This is a genomic window from Frigoribacterium sp. PvP121, from assembly GCF_017833115.1.
In the GTDB taxonomy this organism is placed as follows: Bacteria; Actinomycetota; Actinomycetes; order Actinomycetales; family Microbacteriaceae; genus Frigoribacterium; species Frigoribacterium endophyticum.
The window spans coordinates 25,290-43,025 of the sequence record NZ_JAFIBR010000001.1 but is presented as its reverse complement, the minus strand read 5'-3'; the positions used below and the strand labels follow the sequence as shown (position 1 = coordinate 43,025).

General features: G+C 78.1%; 13 protein-coding genes. 2 read left to right on the top strand and 11 right to left on the bottom strand.

The annotated features are described in order from the left end of the window. Positions 1 to 5: 5 nt before the first annotated feature. Genes JOE43_RS00160 through JOE43_RS16035 form a run of 3 tightly spaced genes read right to left on the bottom strand, consistent with a single transcriptional unit; the run spans position 6 to position 4,719 of the window. The gene (locus JOE43_RS00160) at positions 6 to 1,268 is read right to left on the bottom strand and encodes a hypothetical protein (protein ID WP_209513736.1); all 1,263 of its coding nucleotides are present in this window, start codon (positions 1,266 to 1,268) and stop codon (positions 6 to 8) included. Then, positions 1,265 to 2,425 carry a glycosyltransferase family 4 protein gene (locus JOE43_RS16040; protein ID WP_209513735.1) on the bottom strand — a complete coding sequence of 387 codons (1,161 nt, stop codon included), beginning with the start codon at positions 2,423 to 2,425 and terminating at the stop codon, positions 1,265 to 1,267. The genes JOE43_RS00160 and JOE43_RS16040 overlap by 4 nt, the downstream gene beginning before the upstream one ends. Further along, positions 2,422 to 4,719, bottom strand: a complete 2,298-nt coding sequence (locus JOE43_RS16035; protein WP_209513733.1) for an acyltransferase — start codon at positions 4,717 to 4,719, stop codon at positions 2,422 to 2,424. Before JOE43_RS16035 ends, JOE43_RS16040 begins: the two co-directional genes overlap by 4 nt. A 231-nt stretch (positions 4,720 to 4,950) precedes the next feature. On the opposite strand from JOE43_RS16035, the gene JOE43_RS00145 reads away from it, so the two are divergent. After that, the gene (locus tag JOE43_RS00145) at positions 4,951 to 6,267 is read left to right on the top strand and encodes an O-antigen ligase (protein WP_209513731.1); all 1,317 of its coding nucleotides are present in this window, start codon (positions 4,951 to 4,953) and stop codon (positions 6,265 to 6,267) included. Positions 6,268 to 6,283: 16 nt separating this feature from the next. Here JOE43_RS00145 and JOE43_RS00140 read toward each other — a convergent pair whose 3' ends face one another. The 7 genes from JOE43_RS00140 to JOE43_RS00110 all read right to left on the bottom strand — a co-directional run bounded on the left by JOE43_RS00140 (position 6,284) and on the right by JOE43_RS00110 (position 14,429). Next, a complete protein-coding gene (locus JOE43_RS00140; RefSeq protein WP_209513729.1) occupies positions 6,284 to 7,174 on the bottom strand; it encodes a nucleotidyltransferase family protein in 891 nt (296 codons plus the stop codon). A 335-nt stretch (positions 7,175 to 7,509) separates the two neighbouring features. After that, positions 7,510 to 8,928, bottom strand: coding sequence for a polysaccharide biosynthesis tyrosine autokinase (locus tag JOE43_RS16030; protein ID WP_209513727.1), 1,419 nt, complete (start codon positions 8,926 to 8,928; stop codon positions 7,510 to 7,512). Positions 8,929 to 9,126: 198 nt separating this feature from the next. After that, entirely contained in the window at positions 9,127 to 10,200 is a 1,074-nt protein-coding gene (locus JOE43_RS00130) for a glycosyltransferase family A protein (RefSeq protein WP_209513718.1), read from the bottom strand. Beyond that, on the bottom strand, positions 10,197 to 10,991 hold the full coding sequence (locus tag JOE43_RS00125) for a WecB/TagA/CpsF family glycosyltransferase (RefSeq protein WP_209513715.1): 795 nt from the start codon (positions 10,989 to 10,991) through the stop codon (positions 10,197 to 10,199). The genes JOE43_RS00130 and JOE43_RS00125 overlap by 4 nt, the downstream gene beginning before the upstream one ends. Beyond that, positions 10,991 to 12,562: a sugar transferase gene (locus tag JOE43_RS00120; RefSeq protein ID WP_209513713.1), complete on the bottom strand. Its 1,572-nt coding sequence runs from the start codon at positions 12,560 to 12,562 to the stop codon at positions 10,991 to 10,993. Before JOE43_RS00120 ends, JOE43_RS00125 begins: the two co-directional genes overlap by 1 nt. Next, positions 12,559 to 13,758: an LCP family protein gene (locus JOE43_RS16025; protein ID WP_209513712.1), complete on the bottom strand. Its 1,200-nt coding sequence runs from the start codon at positions 13,756 to 13,758 to the stop codon at positions 12,559 to 12,561. Before JOE43_RS16025 ends, JOE43_RS00120 begins: the two co-directional genes overlap by 4 nt. Then, positions 13,755 to 14,429, bottom strand: a complete 675-nt coding sequence (locus JOE43_RS00110) for a hypothetical protein (RefSeq protein WP_209513710.1) — start codon at positions 14,427 to 14,429, stop codon at positions 13,755 to 13,757. Before JOE43_RS00110 ends, JOE43_RS16025 begins: the two co-directional genes overlap by 4 nt. A 147-nt stretch (positions 14,430 to 14,576) precedes the next feature. Between JOE43_RS00110 and JOE43_RS00105 the strand changes: the two genes are divergently transcribed. Then, positions 14,577 to 14,951 carry a PqqD family protein gene (locus JOE43_RS00105; RefSeq protein ID WP_209513708.1) on the top strand — a complete coding sequence of 125 codons (375 nt, stop codon included), beginning with the start codon at positions 14,577 to 14,579 and terminating at the stop codon, positions 14,949 to 14,951. On the opposite strand, the gene JOE43_RS00100 is transcribed toward JOE43_RS00105, so the two are convergent. Beyond that, positions 14,948 to 17,557 (bottom strand): LuxR family transcriptional regulator, encoded by a 2,610-nt coding sequence (locus JOE43_RS00100; RefSeq protein WP_209513706.1) that lies wholly within the window; start codon positions 17,555 to 17,557, stop codon positions 14,948 to 14,950. The genes JOE43_RS00105 and JOE43_RS00100 overlap by 4 nt on opposite strands. Positions 17,558 to 17,736: the final 179 nt, after the last annotated feature.

Here is a 17,736-nt window from a genome sequence, read left to right as displayed (position 1 = left end):
CCCCCTCAGTGCTGACGCACGAGGCCGGCGGCGGCGAGCTCGTCGACGGCGGCCCGCACGAGCTCACGGGCCCGGGCCCCCGCCTCGGGCCCGGCGCCCGGCAGGCCGTGCTCGCGGACGACGGCGGCCACGGCCTCGTCGAGCGTGCGGCCGGCCCGGGCCGCGTGCCAGACGGCGACGCCGATGCCCGACACCGTCCGGAGGGAGTCGCGGTGCAGCACCACGACCGAGCCGGCGTCGGCCACCCAGTCGTCCACCGCCGTCGCGACGAGGGCGCCCCCGCCGGGCACGTCGCTCGGTGCCCCCGAGGAGGCGCGGTGCGCGTCGAGCGCGACCGTCGCCTCCCCGGGGCCCTCGCCGCGCGGCGTCGCGGCCGACGTCGGCGCGGCGAGCAGCGCGCGCACGGTCGGCTCGAGGGTCGCGGCCTCGGCGTACCGGACGACGAGGAGGCCGCCGGTGCGCTCGAGCAGCGCCTGCAGCCGCCGCAGCGGGCGGGTGCGCGCGCCGAGGTAGCTGATCTGCGGGAAGAGCCGGGCGGCGGCCTCGGCGAGGCCGATCGGGCCGACCGTCACCTCGGTCGCGGCGGGGTCGCGGTCGAGCAGCACCACCCGGGCGAGCGTGAGGGGCCCGTCGGGGGCCCGGCGGAGCCCCGCCGCGTCGGGCGAGACCTGTGCCTTGGGCCGTGACGCCCCGGGCCCGGCCGGGCCGCGCACCGAGAGGGGCTTGGGGTAGCGCACCACCACGCCGTCGTCGCCGACGGCGACGGTCTCGTCGGTGACGTAGCCGAGGCTGCGGCCGAGGGCGCGGGAGGCCGTCGTCTTGCCGTGCCCGGACGGTGCCACGTACGCGACGACGGCGCCCGTGACGGGGTCGGCGACGCCGCCCGCGTGCAGCAGGAGGAGGTCGTCGCGACGCTGGTCGATCGCGAGCTGCGTGACCACGGTGGTGACGGTCTCCGCGAGCTGGTCGAGCGTGTCGGCCACGACGAGCACGGGGCCGTCGGCGTCCGCGTCGGCGTCGGCGGGGGCGGCGTCGTCGGCGGCGCCGCCGCCGAGCACGGCCACGGCGTCGCACTCCGAGCGGGGTCGACGCTCGAGGACGGGCTCGCACCACGCCCACGACGCCGCCAGGTCGGCGCGCTGCCCGGCGTCGAGCCCCACGAGCCCGACCACCACCCGGCAGCCGATCGCCGTGACGGCGAGGGCGTCGAGGGCGGCCCGCCCGGGGTCGGTGCCGTCGTGGTCGGCGGGGTCGCTCTGGTGGCTCACGGTCGTCGCCCTCTCGGTGCGGCGCGGCGCCGCAGTCCATCGTAGGTCCGCAGCACGGGGCCGAAGACGGCGTCGGGGGTCGCCCGTCGGGCCAGCCAGGCGGCGGCGAGCGAGACCTGCTCGGTCGTCCTCGCCCGGTCGCCGAGGGCCGTGGTCAGCAGGCGCGCCGCCGTCTCGTCGTCGGCGTCGTCGGGCACGACCACCGCGCGGCCGCCGCCGAGCGCGCCGGGCGCGCCCGAGGCCGCCGTGGCGACGACCGGCCGGTGCCGGGCGAAGGCCTCGAGGACCACGAGGGGGAGCCCCTCCCAGGCCGAGGTCATGAGCAGGGCGTCGGCCGCGTCGATCCTCGCGGGCACGTCGTCGGCGTGCCCGGCGAAGACGACGGGCGCCCGGAGGCGGGCGGCCAGTGCCCGGGCCTCGTCGAGGAGGGGCCCCTCGCCGTGCCACACCGCCTCGACGTCGACGACCCGGGCCGCCGCCGCCACCACGCGGACGAAGCGGAGCGGGTCCTTCTGCTCGACCAGCCGGCCCAGGCCGACGATCCGCAGCGGGCGGCCGCCCGGCGGCGGGACGGGCAGCACGGGCCGGTCGGTCGTCCGGGCCGGGGCGATGCCGACCACCAGGACGCCGTCGCGACGGCCGAAGCGGTCGGCGACCATCGCGCCGACGTGCTCGCTCACCGCGAACACCGCCGCGCCGCGGAACGAGAGCGCCCGGAGGCCCGGGCGGGGCAGGAACGTGTGGGCGTGCTCGACGACGGGCACGCCGTGCCGGGCACCGACGAGGAGGCACTGCAGGGCCTCGCGGCGCTGGTGCGCGTGGAGGACGTGGGGGCGGACCTCGCGGCAGGTCCGGTCGAGCGCGCGCAGGCCTGCGACGAAGCGCCCGACGGAGCCCCCGACGGCGACCGTCCCGGGGCGGACGTGCACGCGTGCCGGAGCGAGGGCCCGTCGGGCCTCCGCGGCCAGCGGCCCGTCGACGCCGGTCAGGTGCACCTCGACGCCGCGCTCGGCCAGCCAGCGGCCCAGCTGCACGGCGACCGCCTGGGCCCCGCCGGTCGTGAACGAGTCGAGGACGTGGACCACTCGGAGCGGTGCGCCGGGCTCCTCGGCGGCGGCCGGGCCAGCCGCGTCGGCCGCCCTGGTCGACCCGCTCACCGGGCGTCACCCGCTGCGTCGAGCAGGGCCTCGCGGAGGACGAGCGCCAGCGAGGCCGACCACCGCTCGGCGAGGTGCCCGGCGTCGACCTTGACCAGGGCGTCGCCGACGAAGGCCGGGCAGCGCAGCTCGTCGGTGCACGTCCAGGGCGCGGTGTCGAGGAACCGGGCGCGCAGCGGCGCCCCGGGCGTCGAGCCGTCGGCGAGGCCGGCCACGGCCTCCTGCTCCGCGGCCGTCTTGTCGAGCCAGGCGCGGGAGGGCGTGCCGAGGCACGTCTCGGGCCCGCGGGGGCGCACGGCGCACTCCGCCGCGGGCGCGGACTCGGGCGGCGAGCTGAGCACGACGACGGTCGCGCCGGTCGCCGCGAGCTCGGCCGCCGTGCGGGCCGTGCCCTCCCGCCAGGCCCCCGCCGCGTCGGCCTCGTCGCCCCGCCCGGTGAGCCGCTGGTACGCGCCGAGGGAGCTCGACAGCACGACGAGGTCGGGGGCCTCGGCCACCACGCGCTCCACGGCCGCGTCGCGGGCGGCCGCGCAGTCGTCGGCGAAGGAGACGCGCTCCAGCCGGTCGGTGGTGCGCACGTCGACGGCGGGGCAGCTCTGCAGGCCCTGGCCGACCACCCTCCAGCCCTCCGGCACCAGCGCGCCGGTGATCCCCGGCAGCCAGCTGGTCGCGATGGAGTCGCCGAGCACGACGGCGGTGCGCTCGGCGTGCTCGGCGCCCGTGGTGCAGGCCGCCGCGGCCTCCGCCACGGACCGGGGGGAGGCGCCCACCGGGTCGACGAGGCAGCCGGGGCCGGCCGAGGCGGCCGCGCCGTCGGCCGGCGACACGTCGTCGGGGGAGGGCGAGAGGGCGGGCCAGCCCGCGGAGTCCGCGGCCTCCCGCACGGCGGTGCGGAGGGCGGCCTCGTCGGGGAAGGGCACCGCGGCGGCGCGCTCCGCCGGGGCCCGCGTCGGCAGGGGGACGGTCGCCGGGCCGAGGAGCTGCACGGCGGAGAGCGCGAGCACGGCCACGGCCACCGTCGCTCCGGCGAGGAGGCCGTGCGACCGGCGCCGCGCCTCCGTCCGGGCCTCCGCGCGCGACTCGGCCCGCGACTCCGTCCGGGGCTCGGCCGAGCGGCCGCGCCGACCGACGGCGCCGTGGCGGAGGGGCTGCTCGACGAACCGGTGGGTGAGGGCGGCGAGGCCGACCGACAGCGTGGCCGAGAGCCCCGCGACGGCGAGGCCGCGACCCGGCCACACGGCCGAGAGCAGGACGAACACGGGCAGGTGCCAGAGGTAGAGGGAGTACGAGACGCGGCCGAGCCAGCGCATCGGCGGGTTGTCGAGCAGCACGACGGGGGCGAGCCGGCGCCCGCCGGAGGCGCCTCCCGACGCGAGCAGGGCGGCGGTGCCGAGCACGACCGGCAGCGCGGCGACGCCGGGGAAGGCGTGCTCGGGGCCGACGAGCACGGCCGACGCGACGATCGCGAGGAGGCCGCCCGACCAGAGCACGGTGCGACCGGCCCGGCCCGCCCGGGCGAGGGCGGGGGCCGCCACGGCGACGGCCGCCCCCACGCCCAGCTCCCAGGCGCGCGACTGGAACGAGAAGTAGGCCCAGCCCTGGCGCAGCTCGGTCTCCGCGACGGAGGCCCCGAACGAGGCGGCGGTCGCCGCGAGCACGACCACCAGCAGCGCCTCGCGCCCGGAGCCCGGGCGGGGCGTCGTCGACCCGGCCGGGGCGCGCCGTCGCGAGCGCCGACGCGACCAGGCCCAGACCACGAACAGCCAGGGCCAGAGCACGTAGAACTGCTCCTCGACGGCGAGCGACCAGTAGTGCAGCAGGGGCGAGCCGGTGCCGTCGCCGCCGAAGTAGCTCACCCCGAGCCGCACCAGGTGCCAGTTCTGCACCATGAGCACCGACGCGACCCCGTCGCCGAGCACGCGGAGGGCGCCGACGCGGTGGAGGACGAGGGCCGACGCGACGACGGTCACGACGACGACCAGCAGCGCGGCCGGCACGATCCGGCGGGTGCGCCGCAGGTAGAAGGCCAGGAGGTCGACGCGCCCGGTGGTCTCCGCCTCCCGGAGCAGGAGCCCGGTGATGAGGAAGCCGGAGAGGACGAAGAAGACGTCGACGCCGACGAACCCGCCGGACGGGGCGCCGACGAGGTGGTCGGCGAGCACCAGCAGCACGGCCAGCGCCCGGAGCCCCTCGACGTCGGGGCGGAAGCGGGGCGCGGCGTGCGGGGCGGGGCGCGGGGCGGCGGGTGCGGCGGCGGGGGCGGGTGCGGGTGCGGGTGCGACGGAGCGGGTCACGGGTCCTCCTCGGGAGATCGACACCCGGTGATCCTGCGGGGCGTGACGACCGCCTCCGCCCGTCGCCCCGGGCTCTGACGGGGGCGGGGGCACGGCGCTTCATCCCGGGACTCACCCCGGGCGAAGCGCGGGGTGGAAGGGGCGCCGCCCGGCCCCGCGGCGGCGGGCGGAGGGCCCGGCGGCGACCGGGCCACGTGGTGCGATGGGCCCTCCCGAACGGAGACCGCCCCCATGCTGATGACCCTCCTCCTGCTCGTGAGCGCCGGCCTGCTGGTGCTCGCCGTGTTCCTCCTCGTCGTGCCCGCGTGGTGCGTCCGTGCGGCGGCGCTCGCCGTGACCGTCGCCGTCGTCGTGGCCGTCGGCAACAACAGCGCACCGCCCGCCGCGTGGGTGGCCGGCTTCGTCTTCTCGGCCGTGCTCCTCCTCGTGGCCGTGGCGCGCGGCGGCCTCGAGCGTCGCGTGGGCGGCGTGCCCTTCCTGCTCGTCTCCGGCCTCTGGGCCTGGCTCGCCGTGGGCGCGCTCGTCGCCGGCTCGTACTCCGTGCCCCGCCTCGTCGTGTACTTCGGGCTCGCCGTCGTCGTCGCGCTCGTCGCCGGCCAGCTCACCCGTCGTGAGGTGCACCTCGTGCTCGGCGCGGTGGTCGCGGTCGCGGTGGTGCAGGTCGGCCTCGCCGTGGCCGAGCTGGCGGTCGGCGAGCCGCTGCTGTGGGGCCTCCGTGGCGGCATCCGCCTCAACCCCTTCCTCGGCGACGCCGTCGACCGCGTGCAGGGCACCCTCGGCCACCCGATCATCCTCGGCCTGCTCGAGGGCCTCGCCGTCCTGCTCGTCTGGGCCGACCCGTGGCAGCTCTCCCGCCGGGCCCGGTGGGCCCTGCTCGCCGTGTGCGCGGGCGGCGTGCTGCTCTCGGGCACGAGGAGCATCGCGGCCTGCCTCGTCGTGGCCGTCGGCGTCCACCTGCTGCTCCGGTCGCGGCTCGCCGCCTGGCTGCGCAACGTCGCGATCGCGGCGGTGGTGGGCAGCGGGGTGCTGCTGCTCGACCTCGGCCTCTCCGAGATCGTCGACGACCTGCTCGCCTCGGGCTCGTGGGTGCACCGCCTCGAGTCGGTGCAGGCGGTGCCCGCCCTGCTGGCCCGGCCGCTCGCGGAGTCGCTCTGGGGCACCGGCTTCGGCAGCGAGGTCGGCCTCTTCCGCGACGGGCACATCCGACTGACCTTCGGGCTCGAGGTCGTCGACAACTTCTACGTGTACCTGCTCGGCACCACGGGGGTGCTCGGGCTGTCGGCCTTCCTGCTCGTGGCCGTGGTGACCTTCGCCCGCGGCGACCGCCTGACCCGCGCCGTGGTCGTGCTCTTCCTCGGCATGGGCGCCTCCTTCGACCTCGTCGTCTGGCTCGGGGTCGGGGTGCTGATGTCGCTCTTCTTCGCCCTGCCGGGCGCCGCGGCGCTGGCCGCGTCGGACCGCGCGGAGCAGCAGGGCCGGGACCGCGAGGACGCGAGCGTCGAGGACGAGCCGGCCCGCGAGGACCGCCGCCCGGCGCTCGCCGTCTGAGGCGACGGGCGGGGCCTCAGCCGCGGCGCGCGTCGCGCCAGGCCGCGGGCAGCCCGCGGAGGCCCCGTGCCCAGCGCACGAGGTAGGCGCGCAGCAGGTCGACGCCCCGGAGATCGGCGCCGAGGCCGTCCTTCACGAGGGTCTCCCGCGGCGGCAGCAGCGCGAGGCGCACAGCGTGCAGCCGCTCGCGGGCGCCGGCGTCGCGGAAGGCCACGAGCCGACGCGTGAGGGGCGACGACGACAGGGTGCGCAGCCGCCACTCCGCCGACGGCGTGCCCCAGTCGAGGTCGAGCCGCCCCGTGGCGTCCTCGACGAAGGGGCGCAGCGGGGCGAGGGCGCGGAGGCGCCGGGCGGCGTCGACGAGCTCCCCGACGGGGAGCGCCCGCGCGTGCTCGACCAGGCGGTCGTGCTCGTCGGCGTGGCGCTCGACCCAGGGGCTGCGCAGGCAGTGCAGGGCCAGCAGGAGGAGCGTGTCGCCCCGGCAGGGGACCGCGACGTCGCGGCCGCCCCGGTCGAGCACCTCGTGGCGCGCCCAGAGGGCGTCGAACGCGGCGCCGGGGTCGTCGTCGAGCCCCGGGAAGCGGTGGTGCACGTCGAGGTCGCAGCTCCAGCCCGGGTGGAACCAGGTGTCGGAGTGGCGGGGGAAGGCCGTGAGGTCGGCGTCGGCGGGGCGGGTGCGCCAGCCCCGCCGGGCCAGCTCCGCCCCGAACCGGAGGGCGTCGCCCCGGTCGCGCAGCAGGACGTCGACGTCGGCGCTGACGCGCGGCGGCCGGAGGCCGTGGTGGGAGGCGCCGTCGCCCTTGACGACGAGGGCCCGCAGGCCGACGCCGCCGGCCACGTCGGCGACGAGGGCGTGGGCCAGCTCGACGACGGGGGCGGCGGCCACGACGACGGCCGGCCCGGTCACCGCGTGCGCTCGCGCTCGCGGATCTCGCGGCGGGTCAGCGCGCCGCCGGGGGCCTCGACGGGGGACGTGGGCGCCGCGGGCGAGGCGGGTGCCGTGGGCGAGGCGGGGACCCGGGCAGGAGCCGGCGCCGCACCAGGAGCAGCGGCACCAGCAGCAGCCGCCGCGGCACCAGCCGGGGCCGGGGCCGGGGCCGCAGCAGGCGTCGGGGCGACCACGGGCGCGGGGGCCGTCACGGCCTCGCGGGAGGCGGGCGCCGTGCCGGAGCCCGCGCCGGGCCCGACAGCCCCGCCCGTGCCGACGGCCCCGCCCGTGCCGACGTCGCCCTCGTAGTAGTACTAGCTCCCGCCGAAGTAGCCGTACTCGCGGGCGTCGCGGCCCTTGGTGGGCACGCGGTTCAGCACGACGCCGAGCACGTCGCCGCCGCCCCGCGTGACGAGCTGCAGCGCCCGGTCGAGCTGGTCGAAGGTGGTGCGCGCGGCCGAGGCGGTCATCAGGACGCCGTCGGCCTTGGCCGCCAGCACGACGGCGTCGGTGACGGCGAGCACCGGGGGAGCGTCGAGGATGACGGTCGCGTGCTCGGCGAGGGTCGAGACGAGGTCCTGGAAGGTCTGCGACCCGAGCAGCTCGCTCGGGTTCGGGGGGATGCGCCCCGCCCCGACCACCCAGAGGTTCGACGCGGCCTCGGTCTGCTGCATGACCTGGTGCAGCTGCGCCCGGCCGGAGAGCACGTCGGTGAGGCCCGCGCCCTCGGAGACCCCGAGCACCTTCGAGAGGGTCGGCCGGCGCAGGTCGCAGTCGATGACGACGACGCGCTGGTCCGACGAGACGGCGAGCGACTCCGCGAGGTTGGCCGCCAGCGTCGACTTGCCGTCGCCCGGCTGCGGGCTGGTCATCACGATCACCCGCGGCTGCGCGTCGACCTTGACGTAGGCGAGGTTGGTGCGGAGCTCGCGCAGCGCCTCCGACATGGCGAAGTTCACGTGGCGGTCGTCGGCGGTGGCGTTCGGCAGGGCCGCGACGAGGCCGCCGTGCTGGGCCAGCGCGTCGTTCTGCGGGATGGTGCCGATCACGCCCACGCCGAACCGCGACTCCACCTCGGCCGCGGAGCGGATGCGGCGGTCGAGCGTGTTGCGGACGAGCAGGTAGACGGCCGCGAGCATGAGGCCGGAGAGCCCGCCGAGCAGGAGGGCGACCTCCACGTTCGGCGACGCGGGAGAGGTCGGCACCGACGCCGACGAGAGCGGGACGAACGAGGTGGCCGAGCCGCCCGTGTCGGTGCTCTCCTCCTGCATCGCGGCGATCTGCTCGCCCATCGCGGCGAGCCAGGCGTCGGTCAGCGCCGCGGCCTCGGCCGGGCTCGCGCCGCGGGAGGTCACGCTGATGATGGCGGTGTCCTCCGGCAGCGCCGTGGTCACCCGCCCGAGCAGCGACGTCGGCGACGCCGACCCGCCGAGCGTCGTCGCGGCCGACTCGGCCACGGCGAGCGAGCCGCCGAGCTCGACGTACGACAGGGCCTGCGACTTGGCCAGCTGGTCGGCGGCGAAGGCGAGGTTGGCGTCGCCGCCGGCCGCGACCTGCACGACGCCGGACGCGCTCGACTCGTAGACGCGGGTCTGGGTGAGGGTCCAGCCGGCGCCGGCGGTCACGCCGAGCAGCACGATGAGGAAGGCGCCCAGCCAGTACGACCGCACGATGCGCAGGTAGTCCTGCAGGTCGAGGGTCCTGGGGCGGGGCTCGGTGTCGGGTCGGTCCACGGGCTTCTCCTGTCGCGGTGGCGGTGCTGCTGGTGTCGCGGGGGGCGGGTGCCGGCCGGGGGCCGGAGGGCGTCCGGAGGCGGGCGCCGGGTCGTTCCTACCGCGCGCGGCGCGGGGCTCCGGGGGCTGGCAGCGCGCCGATCCCCGGGGGCACGGGGCAGACGGGCCCCGGAGCCGTCGGGGCTTTCACCCCGGGTCTCACCCCGGGTGGACCGCGCGGCGTGCCGGCGCGGCGGGCCCGCGCCGGAGCCCGGAGCGGAGCCGGACCCGGCCCCTCGCGTCGTGCGCGGCGTAGAGCACGCGGAGCGCGGCGGTCGTCGCGGCGGGCGCCACGAGGGCGCCCCGGAGCACGCCCCAGGCCAGCGGGTCGCGGCGTCGCACCGCCGCGAGGTCGACGCCGCCGAGGGCCCGGCGGGCTCGTCGGAGCCCCTCCCGCCGCACCTCCGCGGGGGCGCCGAGGCGCACGGGCAGGGCGACGAGCGCGAGGCAGAGGAAGGTCGTGGTGAAGCGCTGGCGCACGTGCTCGTCCGCGGCCGCGCCGCCCCGGGCCCCGGCCGCCGCCAGCACGAGGTCGTGGGCCCGCTCGAGGTTGGCGAGGCGCGGGGTCGAGACGCGGGTGATCGACCCCGGGCGGTGGGTCCAGTGGTAGAGCACCTCGGGCACGAACCGCACCCGGGAGGCGCGGGCCAGCACCGCCGCCGCCCCCGCCACGTCGCTCTGCGAGGTGAGCTCGGGGAAGGGCGCGTCGCCGAGCAGGCGGCGTCGCAGCAGCTTCGACCAGAGGAACCCGTCGACCCGGCGGTCGAGGAGGAGCGCGAGGGCGACGTCGCCGGGCACCGTGCGGCGCTCGGCGAGGCCGTCGACGACCTTGCCCGGCACCCCGGCGGCCCGTCGGTGGTCGGCCCGGCACCACACGACGTCGACGGGGTCGTCGTCGTCGTCGCCCGTGGCGGCGGTGAGGACGGCGAGCGCGTGGTCCTCCCACTCGTCGTCGTGGTCGACGAACCACACGTAGTCGCCGACGGCGTGGCGGAGCGCCCGGTTGCGGCTGCGGGCGACGCCCGCGTTCTCGTCGGCGACGACCACGACGGCGGACGGGCGCGACGCGGCCCAGGCGACCAGCGCCTCCCCGGTGCCGTCGCCGGAGGCGTCGTCGACGACGACGACCTGCGCACCCGCCGCGAGGCAGGCGTCGAGGCGGGAGAGGAAGGCGGGCAGGTGGGCGCCCGGCCGGTGCACGGCGGAGACGACGGTGACCCGGGGCGCGCTCACGGGCGCCGCCCGCCGGCCGCGGCGAGCGACCCCAGCACGACCCCGACGAACGCGGGCCCGCGGACGAGGTAGCGGTGCGCCAGGCGGCGCGGCTCCTGGGCGAGGCGCCAGAGCCACTCCCCGCCGAGGCGCTGCACGAGGCGCGGGGCCCGCGCCCGGGCGCCGGCCGCGAACTCGACGGCGGCGCCGGCGCCGACGTAGACGCCCGGGGGGAGGCGGTCGCGCCACTCGAGGAACCAGGCCTCCTGCTTCGGCGAGCCGAGGCACACGAAGACGACGTCGGGCCGCTCGGCGCGGAGGGCGTCGGCGACGGCGGCGCACCCGGCGTCGTCGACCGAGTGCACGAACGGGAAGGGCACGGTGACGAGCCGGACGCCCGGCGACCCGGCCCTCAGCCGCGCCGCCGCGTCGTCGCTGACGCCCTCGGCGCCCCCGACGATCGCGACGCGCCAGCCGTTCCGTGCCGCCCGGGCCACGACGTCGCCGAGGAGGTCGGCGCCCGTGAGCCGCTGGATGCGCTGGTCGCCGAGCAGACGGGCGAGGCCGACGAGGGGGGCGCCGTCGGCGATCAGCAGGGAGGCGGCGCGGTGCGCCGCGGCCGTGCGCGGATCGGTGCGGAGGGCCAGCACCTGGTCGACGTTGGGGGTCATGACCAGGTGACGGCCGCCCGAGGCGACCAGCGCCTCCATCTCGTCGAGGAGCTCGTCGGGGCCGCCGCGGAAGAGCGGCCGGCCGTCGAGGTGCGTGCCCCGTGCGCCGACGCGCAGCAGGGGGGCGGTGAGGAGCGACATCAGTAGGCCCCCCGTGCGCGGAGGACGGCGCCGACGGTGCGGCCGAGGATGGCGAGGTCGCCCGCGAGGGTCCAGTTCTCGACGTAGAGGAGGTCGATCACGAGCCCCTCCTCCCAGTCGAGGTCGGCGCGGCCGCTGACCTGCCAGGCCCCGGTCAGGCCGGGGCGGGTCAGCAGGCGACGGTGGGCCGTCCGGTCGTAGGCGGCGACCTCGCGCGGCAGCGGCGGGCGGGGGCCCACGAGGCTCATGTCGCCGCGCAGCACGTTGACCAGCTGCGGCAGCTCGTCGACCGAGAAGCGGCGGATGACGCGGCCGACCCGCGTCACCCGGGGGTCGTCGCGCATCTTGAAGAGCGGGCCCCTGGCGTCGTCGTCGTCGGAGACGAGGTCGGTGACGAGGGCGTCCGCCCCGGTCACCATGCTGCGGAACTTGTAGAGGGTGAACTCGTCGCCGTCGACGCCGACGCGGGTCTGGCGGAACACCGCGGGGCCGGGCGACGTCAGGCGGATCGCGGCGGCCACCCCGGCGAGCAGCGGCGCCAGCACCACGAGGCCCACGGCGGAGAGCGCCACGTCCATCAGGCGCTTGAGCACCGACTGGCGCCCGCCGAGCTGCACGCGGTCGACGCGGATGAGCTGGTGCCCGCCGACGGCGACGGGCTGCAGGCGCCGGCTCGACACCGGGCCGACCTGCGGCGACACGATCAGCTGCACGTCGGTGCCCTCGAGCGCCCACGACAGGCGGCGCACGAACTCGTCGCCGACGAGCCCGCTGCCGACGACGACGACGCCCTCGGCCCCCTCGGCGGCCAGCCGTCGCTCGACGAGGGCGACGAGCTCCGCCGTGCGGGCGACGTGGGCCACCGGGGCGTCGTCGAGGTCGTCCAGGACGACCTCGGCGACGACGTCCAGCCCCGACGACGCGTCGCGGGCGAGGACCTGGCGGAGGCCGGCCACGCCGGCGGCCGTGCCGACGACCACGGTGCGGGTGCCGATGCGCCGGGCGGCCCGCAGCGACCGGACGTGCGCCCGCCACGCGAGCCGGTTCAGCAGCAGCACGGCCAGCCCGGCGGGCACGGCGACGAGCAGCCAGCCGCGGGAGATCTGCGTCTGGGTCGCCGCCGAGAAGAGGCTCACGCCGACCGCCACGACGACCGTCGCGCGCAGCACGTCGCGGAACGCCGCGGCGCCGGTCGCGAAGAGGTCGTCGGGTCGGACGTCGGCCCGGACGACGAGGAGGAGCACCGTCCAGGCCGCGGTGAGCGCGACCGAGACGGTGCCGTAGCCCACGCCGCCGTCGCCGATCGCGAGCCCCTGGGGGCCGCGCCCGAACCAGGCGAGCTGCGCGGCGGACGTCGCGACGAGCAGGGCGGCCGCCTCGGTGACGGCCATCGGGACGACGGGCAGCGCACGCCGGGGGAGGCGCGGTGCCGGCCCCCGGGGCGCGGTGCGGTCGTCGGGGCGCCCGGCCGGTCGCTCGGCGGGCCGGTCGGCGGGCCGGGCCCGGGCCGTGGTGGTCGCGTCGGTCGTGGCGGGGCCCGTGGTGGTCGGGCCCGGGAGGGTGCTGGTCATGGTCGCTCCGGGGTCAGGTCGGACGCGTCGCTCCAGCGGCGCAGGTCGTCGTCGGCGAGGGCCTCGGCGACGGCGGTCGTCGCCGCCTCGTCGGGCAGGACGACGGACTGGCCGCCGCCCCGCACTCCGCCGCCGGCGGTGGGGAGGGTGAAGAAGGCGACGTCGTCGGCCCGGACGCCGCGCAGCTCGTAGCCGAGACGGGTCGTCTCGGCGGGGCCGAGCCCGGCGTCGACGGTCACCCAGCGGCTCGTCGTGCTGACGAAGGAGGCCAGGCGACCCGGGTCGGCGAGGCCGTCGCGGAGCAGACCGTCGACGACGCCGCGGAGGAACGCCTGCTGGTTCCGCACGCGCTGGTGGTCGGCGTCGGCGAACGCGTAGCGCTCGCGGACGAAGGCCAGGGCCCGCTCGCCGGCGACCGTGTTCGGCCCGGCGCTGAAGTCGTGGCCCGGCACGTTGCGGCTGCTGAACGCGACGGGGGAGTCGACCTCGACGCCGCCGAGCGCGGTCGACATCGACGCGAAGCCCTCGAAGTCGACCAGGGCCACGTGGGCGACGCGGGTGTCGAGCAGCTGCTCGACCGTCTGCACGAGCAGCGGGGCGCCGCCCCAGGCGTAGGCCGCGTTCACCTTCGCCTCGCCGTGCCCCGGCACGTCCACCCAGAGGTCGCGCATGATCGAGACGACCGTCACCTCGCGGCGGTCGCCCGACACGTTGACGAGCATCATCGTGTCGGAGCGCTGGCCCGTGGGGCCGGCCTCGTCGACCGGGTCGAGGTCGCCGTCGCGGCTGTCGGAGCCGATGAGCAGCACGTTCAGGGCCCCGTCGGCCGGAGGCGCGGGTCGGCTGCCGGACGGGAAGGGATCGGCCTCGAAGGTGGTCACCCCCGATCGCCAGCCGAGCTGCACGAGAGCCCCGGCGAGCAGCGGCAGCCCGACGAGGACGACGAGCACGGCGGACAGGCGGCGGAGGGCGCGTCGGCGACGGGGGCCGCGTGCGGCCGACCGGCCGCGCGGCCCGGCGGCGCGGGAGCCCCCGGCGGCGCGGGAGGCGCTGCGCGACGACGAGGCGTGCGGCTGGTGGCTGCGCCGACGCCGCGGCGGCAGCGACACGGGCTCCCCGGCGTTCTCCGGGAAGACGATCGCCAGCCCGTCCGTCACGGGGGCGGCGTCGTCGCGGGGCGGCACGGTGCCGGTCACGACGCACCCGCGAGGGCCCGGGCGATGACGAACACCGCGTCCTGCGTGCGCAGGTCGAGCAGCTCGAACGCGCCGGGGACCGTCGAGACCGGGTCGTCGAGGTCGGCACGGTGGCCGTCGACGTCGGCGAGGCCTGCGCGGAGGGCGGCGGCCCGCTCGACGAACGCCCGGCCCTCGAGGGCGCCGGTCTCCGCGTGCACGGCGAGGCCGGCCAGCTCGAGGAAGGTGAAGGTGCGCTTGAGGAGCCCGGGCGCGAGGTCCAGCACGCGGTCGGAGTGGCTCCGCTCCGCCGTGACGACGAGGTCGACGTCGTCGAGCTCGGCCGGGGTCAGCTGCCGGGCGCGGTGGTCGGCCGCGTCGATGCCGTGCGACCGGAGCAACTCGAGGGTGCCGTGCGCGGCGCCGGCGCCGACCCGCGCCCGGGTGCCGCAGCTCGTGACCCGGAAGTCGCCGGGGGCGAGGCGCTCGAGCTCCGCGCCGAGCAGCCTCTCGATCAGGGGCGAGCGGGCCTCGTTGGCCCGGCAGACGACGACGATCGCGAACGGGCCGTCCGCCCGGGCGGGCTCGGCGGGCTCGGTCGCGGTGGCCCAGGGCAGGCGGTGGGCGGCGGGTCGGGTCTCGGGGCGTGGCACCGTGATCAGCTCCTCGGGGTCGGTGTCAGAGGCGTGCACCGTAGGCAGCGTCGTCACCCCCGGGAGTCGCGGGTCGGGCGGCGCGACGGGCCCCGGCCCCCGAGATGTCACCCCGTCCTTCACCGGGGTGACATGTCGCATGACACCCCGGGTGCCCCGGCCGGGGCGGCGTGGGAGGATGACCGGATGACCGACGGCGAGGGGACCGGCCGAGGGCCGGACGAGGGGCGTGCGACACCGCCCGGCGGAGGCACCGGAGGCCCCGGGCGCTCGGGGGTCGACGGCGGCCTCGTCGTCCGTGTGTCGCCGCGCGCGGCGGTCGCCCGTGACGGCGACGCGCTCGTCGTGGCGCAGCTCGACCGCAGCACGCTCCGTCGGCTCGAGGGCACGGCGGCCGAGCTCTGGGGGCGGCTCGACGGCGTCGCCGCGGTCGACGACCTCGTCGACGCGTCGCTCCGCGACCACCCCGGGGCCGACCCCGCGGCGGTGCGCGAGCAGGTCTCGGCCTTCGTCGCGCAGCTGGTGGCCGAGGGGCTCGTCGAGCGGGCGGAACGGGCCTAGGAGGCGGTGGCCGCCTGCTCGCGGCTGACGGGGGCCAGGAGCCGCCACTCGTAGGAGACGCGGAGGGCCGCCGGCCGCGTGCTCACGCCGAGCTTGCGGTAGAGGCTCCGCACCTGGCTCTTGACGGTGTTGTGGGAGACCCCGAGGGTGCGGGCGATGTCCTCGACGGAGCCGGCGCCGCGCAGCTGCGCGAGCACGACGGCCTCGCGTCGCGTGAGCTTCGGCACGGTGAGGCCGCTCGAGTAGATGCGCGGAGCGTCGGCGAGCACCGGGTCGAGGTCGACGCCCGCCTGCCGGGCGAGGGAGCGGAGCTCCTCGGCGGGGACGAGCCACCACGGCAGGCGGAGGTCGTGGTGGGCCGACACCGAGACGGCCTGCTCGAGCGCCGTCCGTGCGACGTCGAGGTCGCCGACGCGGCCGCTGGCGACCGCCCGCACGAGCTGAAGCTCGAGCTGCGGACGGGGCGCGAGCCGGCCCCGCCAGACCATGCGGTCCGCCACGACCCGGGCGTCGGCCGCGGCGCCCGCGAAGAGCAGGGCCCGGGCGTGGGCGCCGGCGACCGACTCGCGGCCGTCGACGAAGGGCCTCAGGGCGCCGAGGGCCGAGCGCGCCTGCTTCGAGAGCAGGAGGAAGTCGGACTTCAGGGCGGTCAGGAGCCCGTGCAGGTGGTTGCTCGCCACGCCCTGCGGGTGGGCGGCCTCGGCGTCGCGGATGACGCTGAAGCCCGTGGCGCCGTCGCCGTGGGCCAGGTGCCGCAGGGCCGTGAGCCAGGCGACGACGGGCCACTCCTCGACCGAGGCCGGCATGCTCGTCGCCGTGCGGATGCGGCGCCGGGCCTCCCGGTCGTCGCCCGCGTCGAGGGCGGCGACGCCGGCCGCGAGGTGGGCGGGCAGGGCCCAGACCGTGTGCCGCCAGTCCGACCAGCGCTCGTCGCCCTCCGCCGCGGCGATCAGCCCGCGGGCCTCTCCGAGCCGGCCGTCCAGGGCGTGCACCAGGGCCGCCGTGCCGAGGGCCCGCAGGCGCACGGGGTCGGTCGCCTCGTCGAGGCGGCCGACGGCGCCGAACTCGAGCAGCGCCTCGTCGTACGCGCCCTCGTGGAAGAGCGAGAGGCCGATCTGGAGGTGGGCGTCGGCCAGGCGCCGCGCGAGCTCGGGGGTGCGCGGGACGCGGAGCTGGGCCATCGACTCCCGGGTGCGCCGGGCGAGGGCCGCGGCCCGCCCGACGCTGCCGGCGCGCCGGAGCGCGGCGATGCGCACCGCGGCGAGCCGGAGGGCGCCGGTGGGCCCTGCGTCCTTCTGCAGCTCGCGCGCGGCCGTGTCGGCGGCGGCGAGGGTGCCCGCGGCGGCCAGCCAGCTGCGACCGCGGAACGCCAAGAGCTTGCCGAGCAGGCAGAGCAGCCAGGGGTCGGCGCGCAGGGGCGCCTCCGGCACGGTCTCGAGCACGGCGAGGACCTCGTCGGCGTGGTCGCGGGTCAGCTCGGCGTGGTGCCGCTCGAGCACCTCGCCGAGCAGGGGCCAGTCGTGGGCCGCGGCGGCGAGCCCCAGGGCCTCCCGGGCGTCGCCGTCGTCGAGCAGCTGACGGGCGCCCGCCACCTGGACGCGCCGGGCCTCCTGCCGCTGGGCCTCGTCGACCCGGCGCTCGAGCAGGAGGCGCCGGACGACCGGTACGAGCACGAGGTGACGGGTGCTGCCGACGACCGTCCAGCCGCCGACGCCCGACCGCTCGACGACGTCGAGGAGCGCCGCCGCGGCGTCGCGGTCGCCGGTGACGGCCTCGAGCAGCTCGGGCGAGAGGAAGGGGAGCTCGGCGGCGGCCCGGAGCGCGTCGGCCCCGACGAGGGCCTCCGCCTCGGCCGACACGTCGCGGGCCAGCTCGCCCTCGAGCCGGGCCACCAGCGGGGCGAGGTCACGGCGTCGCCAGAGGCGCCGCGGCTGCAGGGCCAGCTCGTGCGCCAGGCGCTGCACGGCGACGGCCCAGCCGCCGAGCGCCTCGTCGACGAGCGAGAGCGCGGCGTCGTCGAAGCAGACCCCGCGGGCCGTGAGCAGCGCCGCGACCTCGCCGCGGTCGAGCTCGAAGACGTCGGGGGCGACGAGCTCGACGTCGAGGTCGGCCCCGGCGGCGCGCTCGAAGGCCGTCCGCACGCGGCCGACCAGCACGACGTGGAGGTGGTCGTGGCGCAGCACGAGGCGTTCGACGTCGGCCGCGAGCCGGGGGTCGTCGAGGCGGTCGACGTCGTCGAGCACCACCGTGACCGGGGCGGCCAGGCCGCCCAGCACCTCGTCGAGCGCGGCCAGGGGGGCGTCGTCGACGTCGTCGGCCGTCGGGTCGAGCAGGCGGGCCACGCCGGCCCAGACGTCGTCGACGGCCTGGTCGGCCCTCACCGTCCACCAGGCGCCGCCGACCGACGCCTCGTCGAGCCAGGCCGCGACCGCGGTCGTCTTGCCGACGCCGGCGGGCCCGCGCACCACGACGACCGAGGCCTCCGCCGCACGGCCGAGGGCCTCCGAGACGCCGTCGCGGCGCAGCACGTGGCGGCGGGTGCGAGGGCGACCGCGGAGGCCCTGGTCGGGGGAGCGGTGCTCGGCGAGCGTGGACGTGGGTGACATGGGGGCCTCTCGAGTGGAAGATATCCAGTGCAGGAACACAAAATATCACACTCATCACGCCGGAGGTGAGATCTCCTCCTCACCGACGTGAGACCGGTCGACGGGCAGGGTGGAGGCGGAGGTGGCATCGCGGGGCGGGACGGCGACGGCGACGGGGCCCGCCCGCCCGCGGGCCGCGC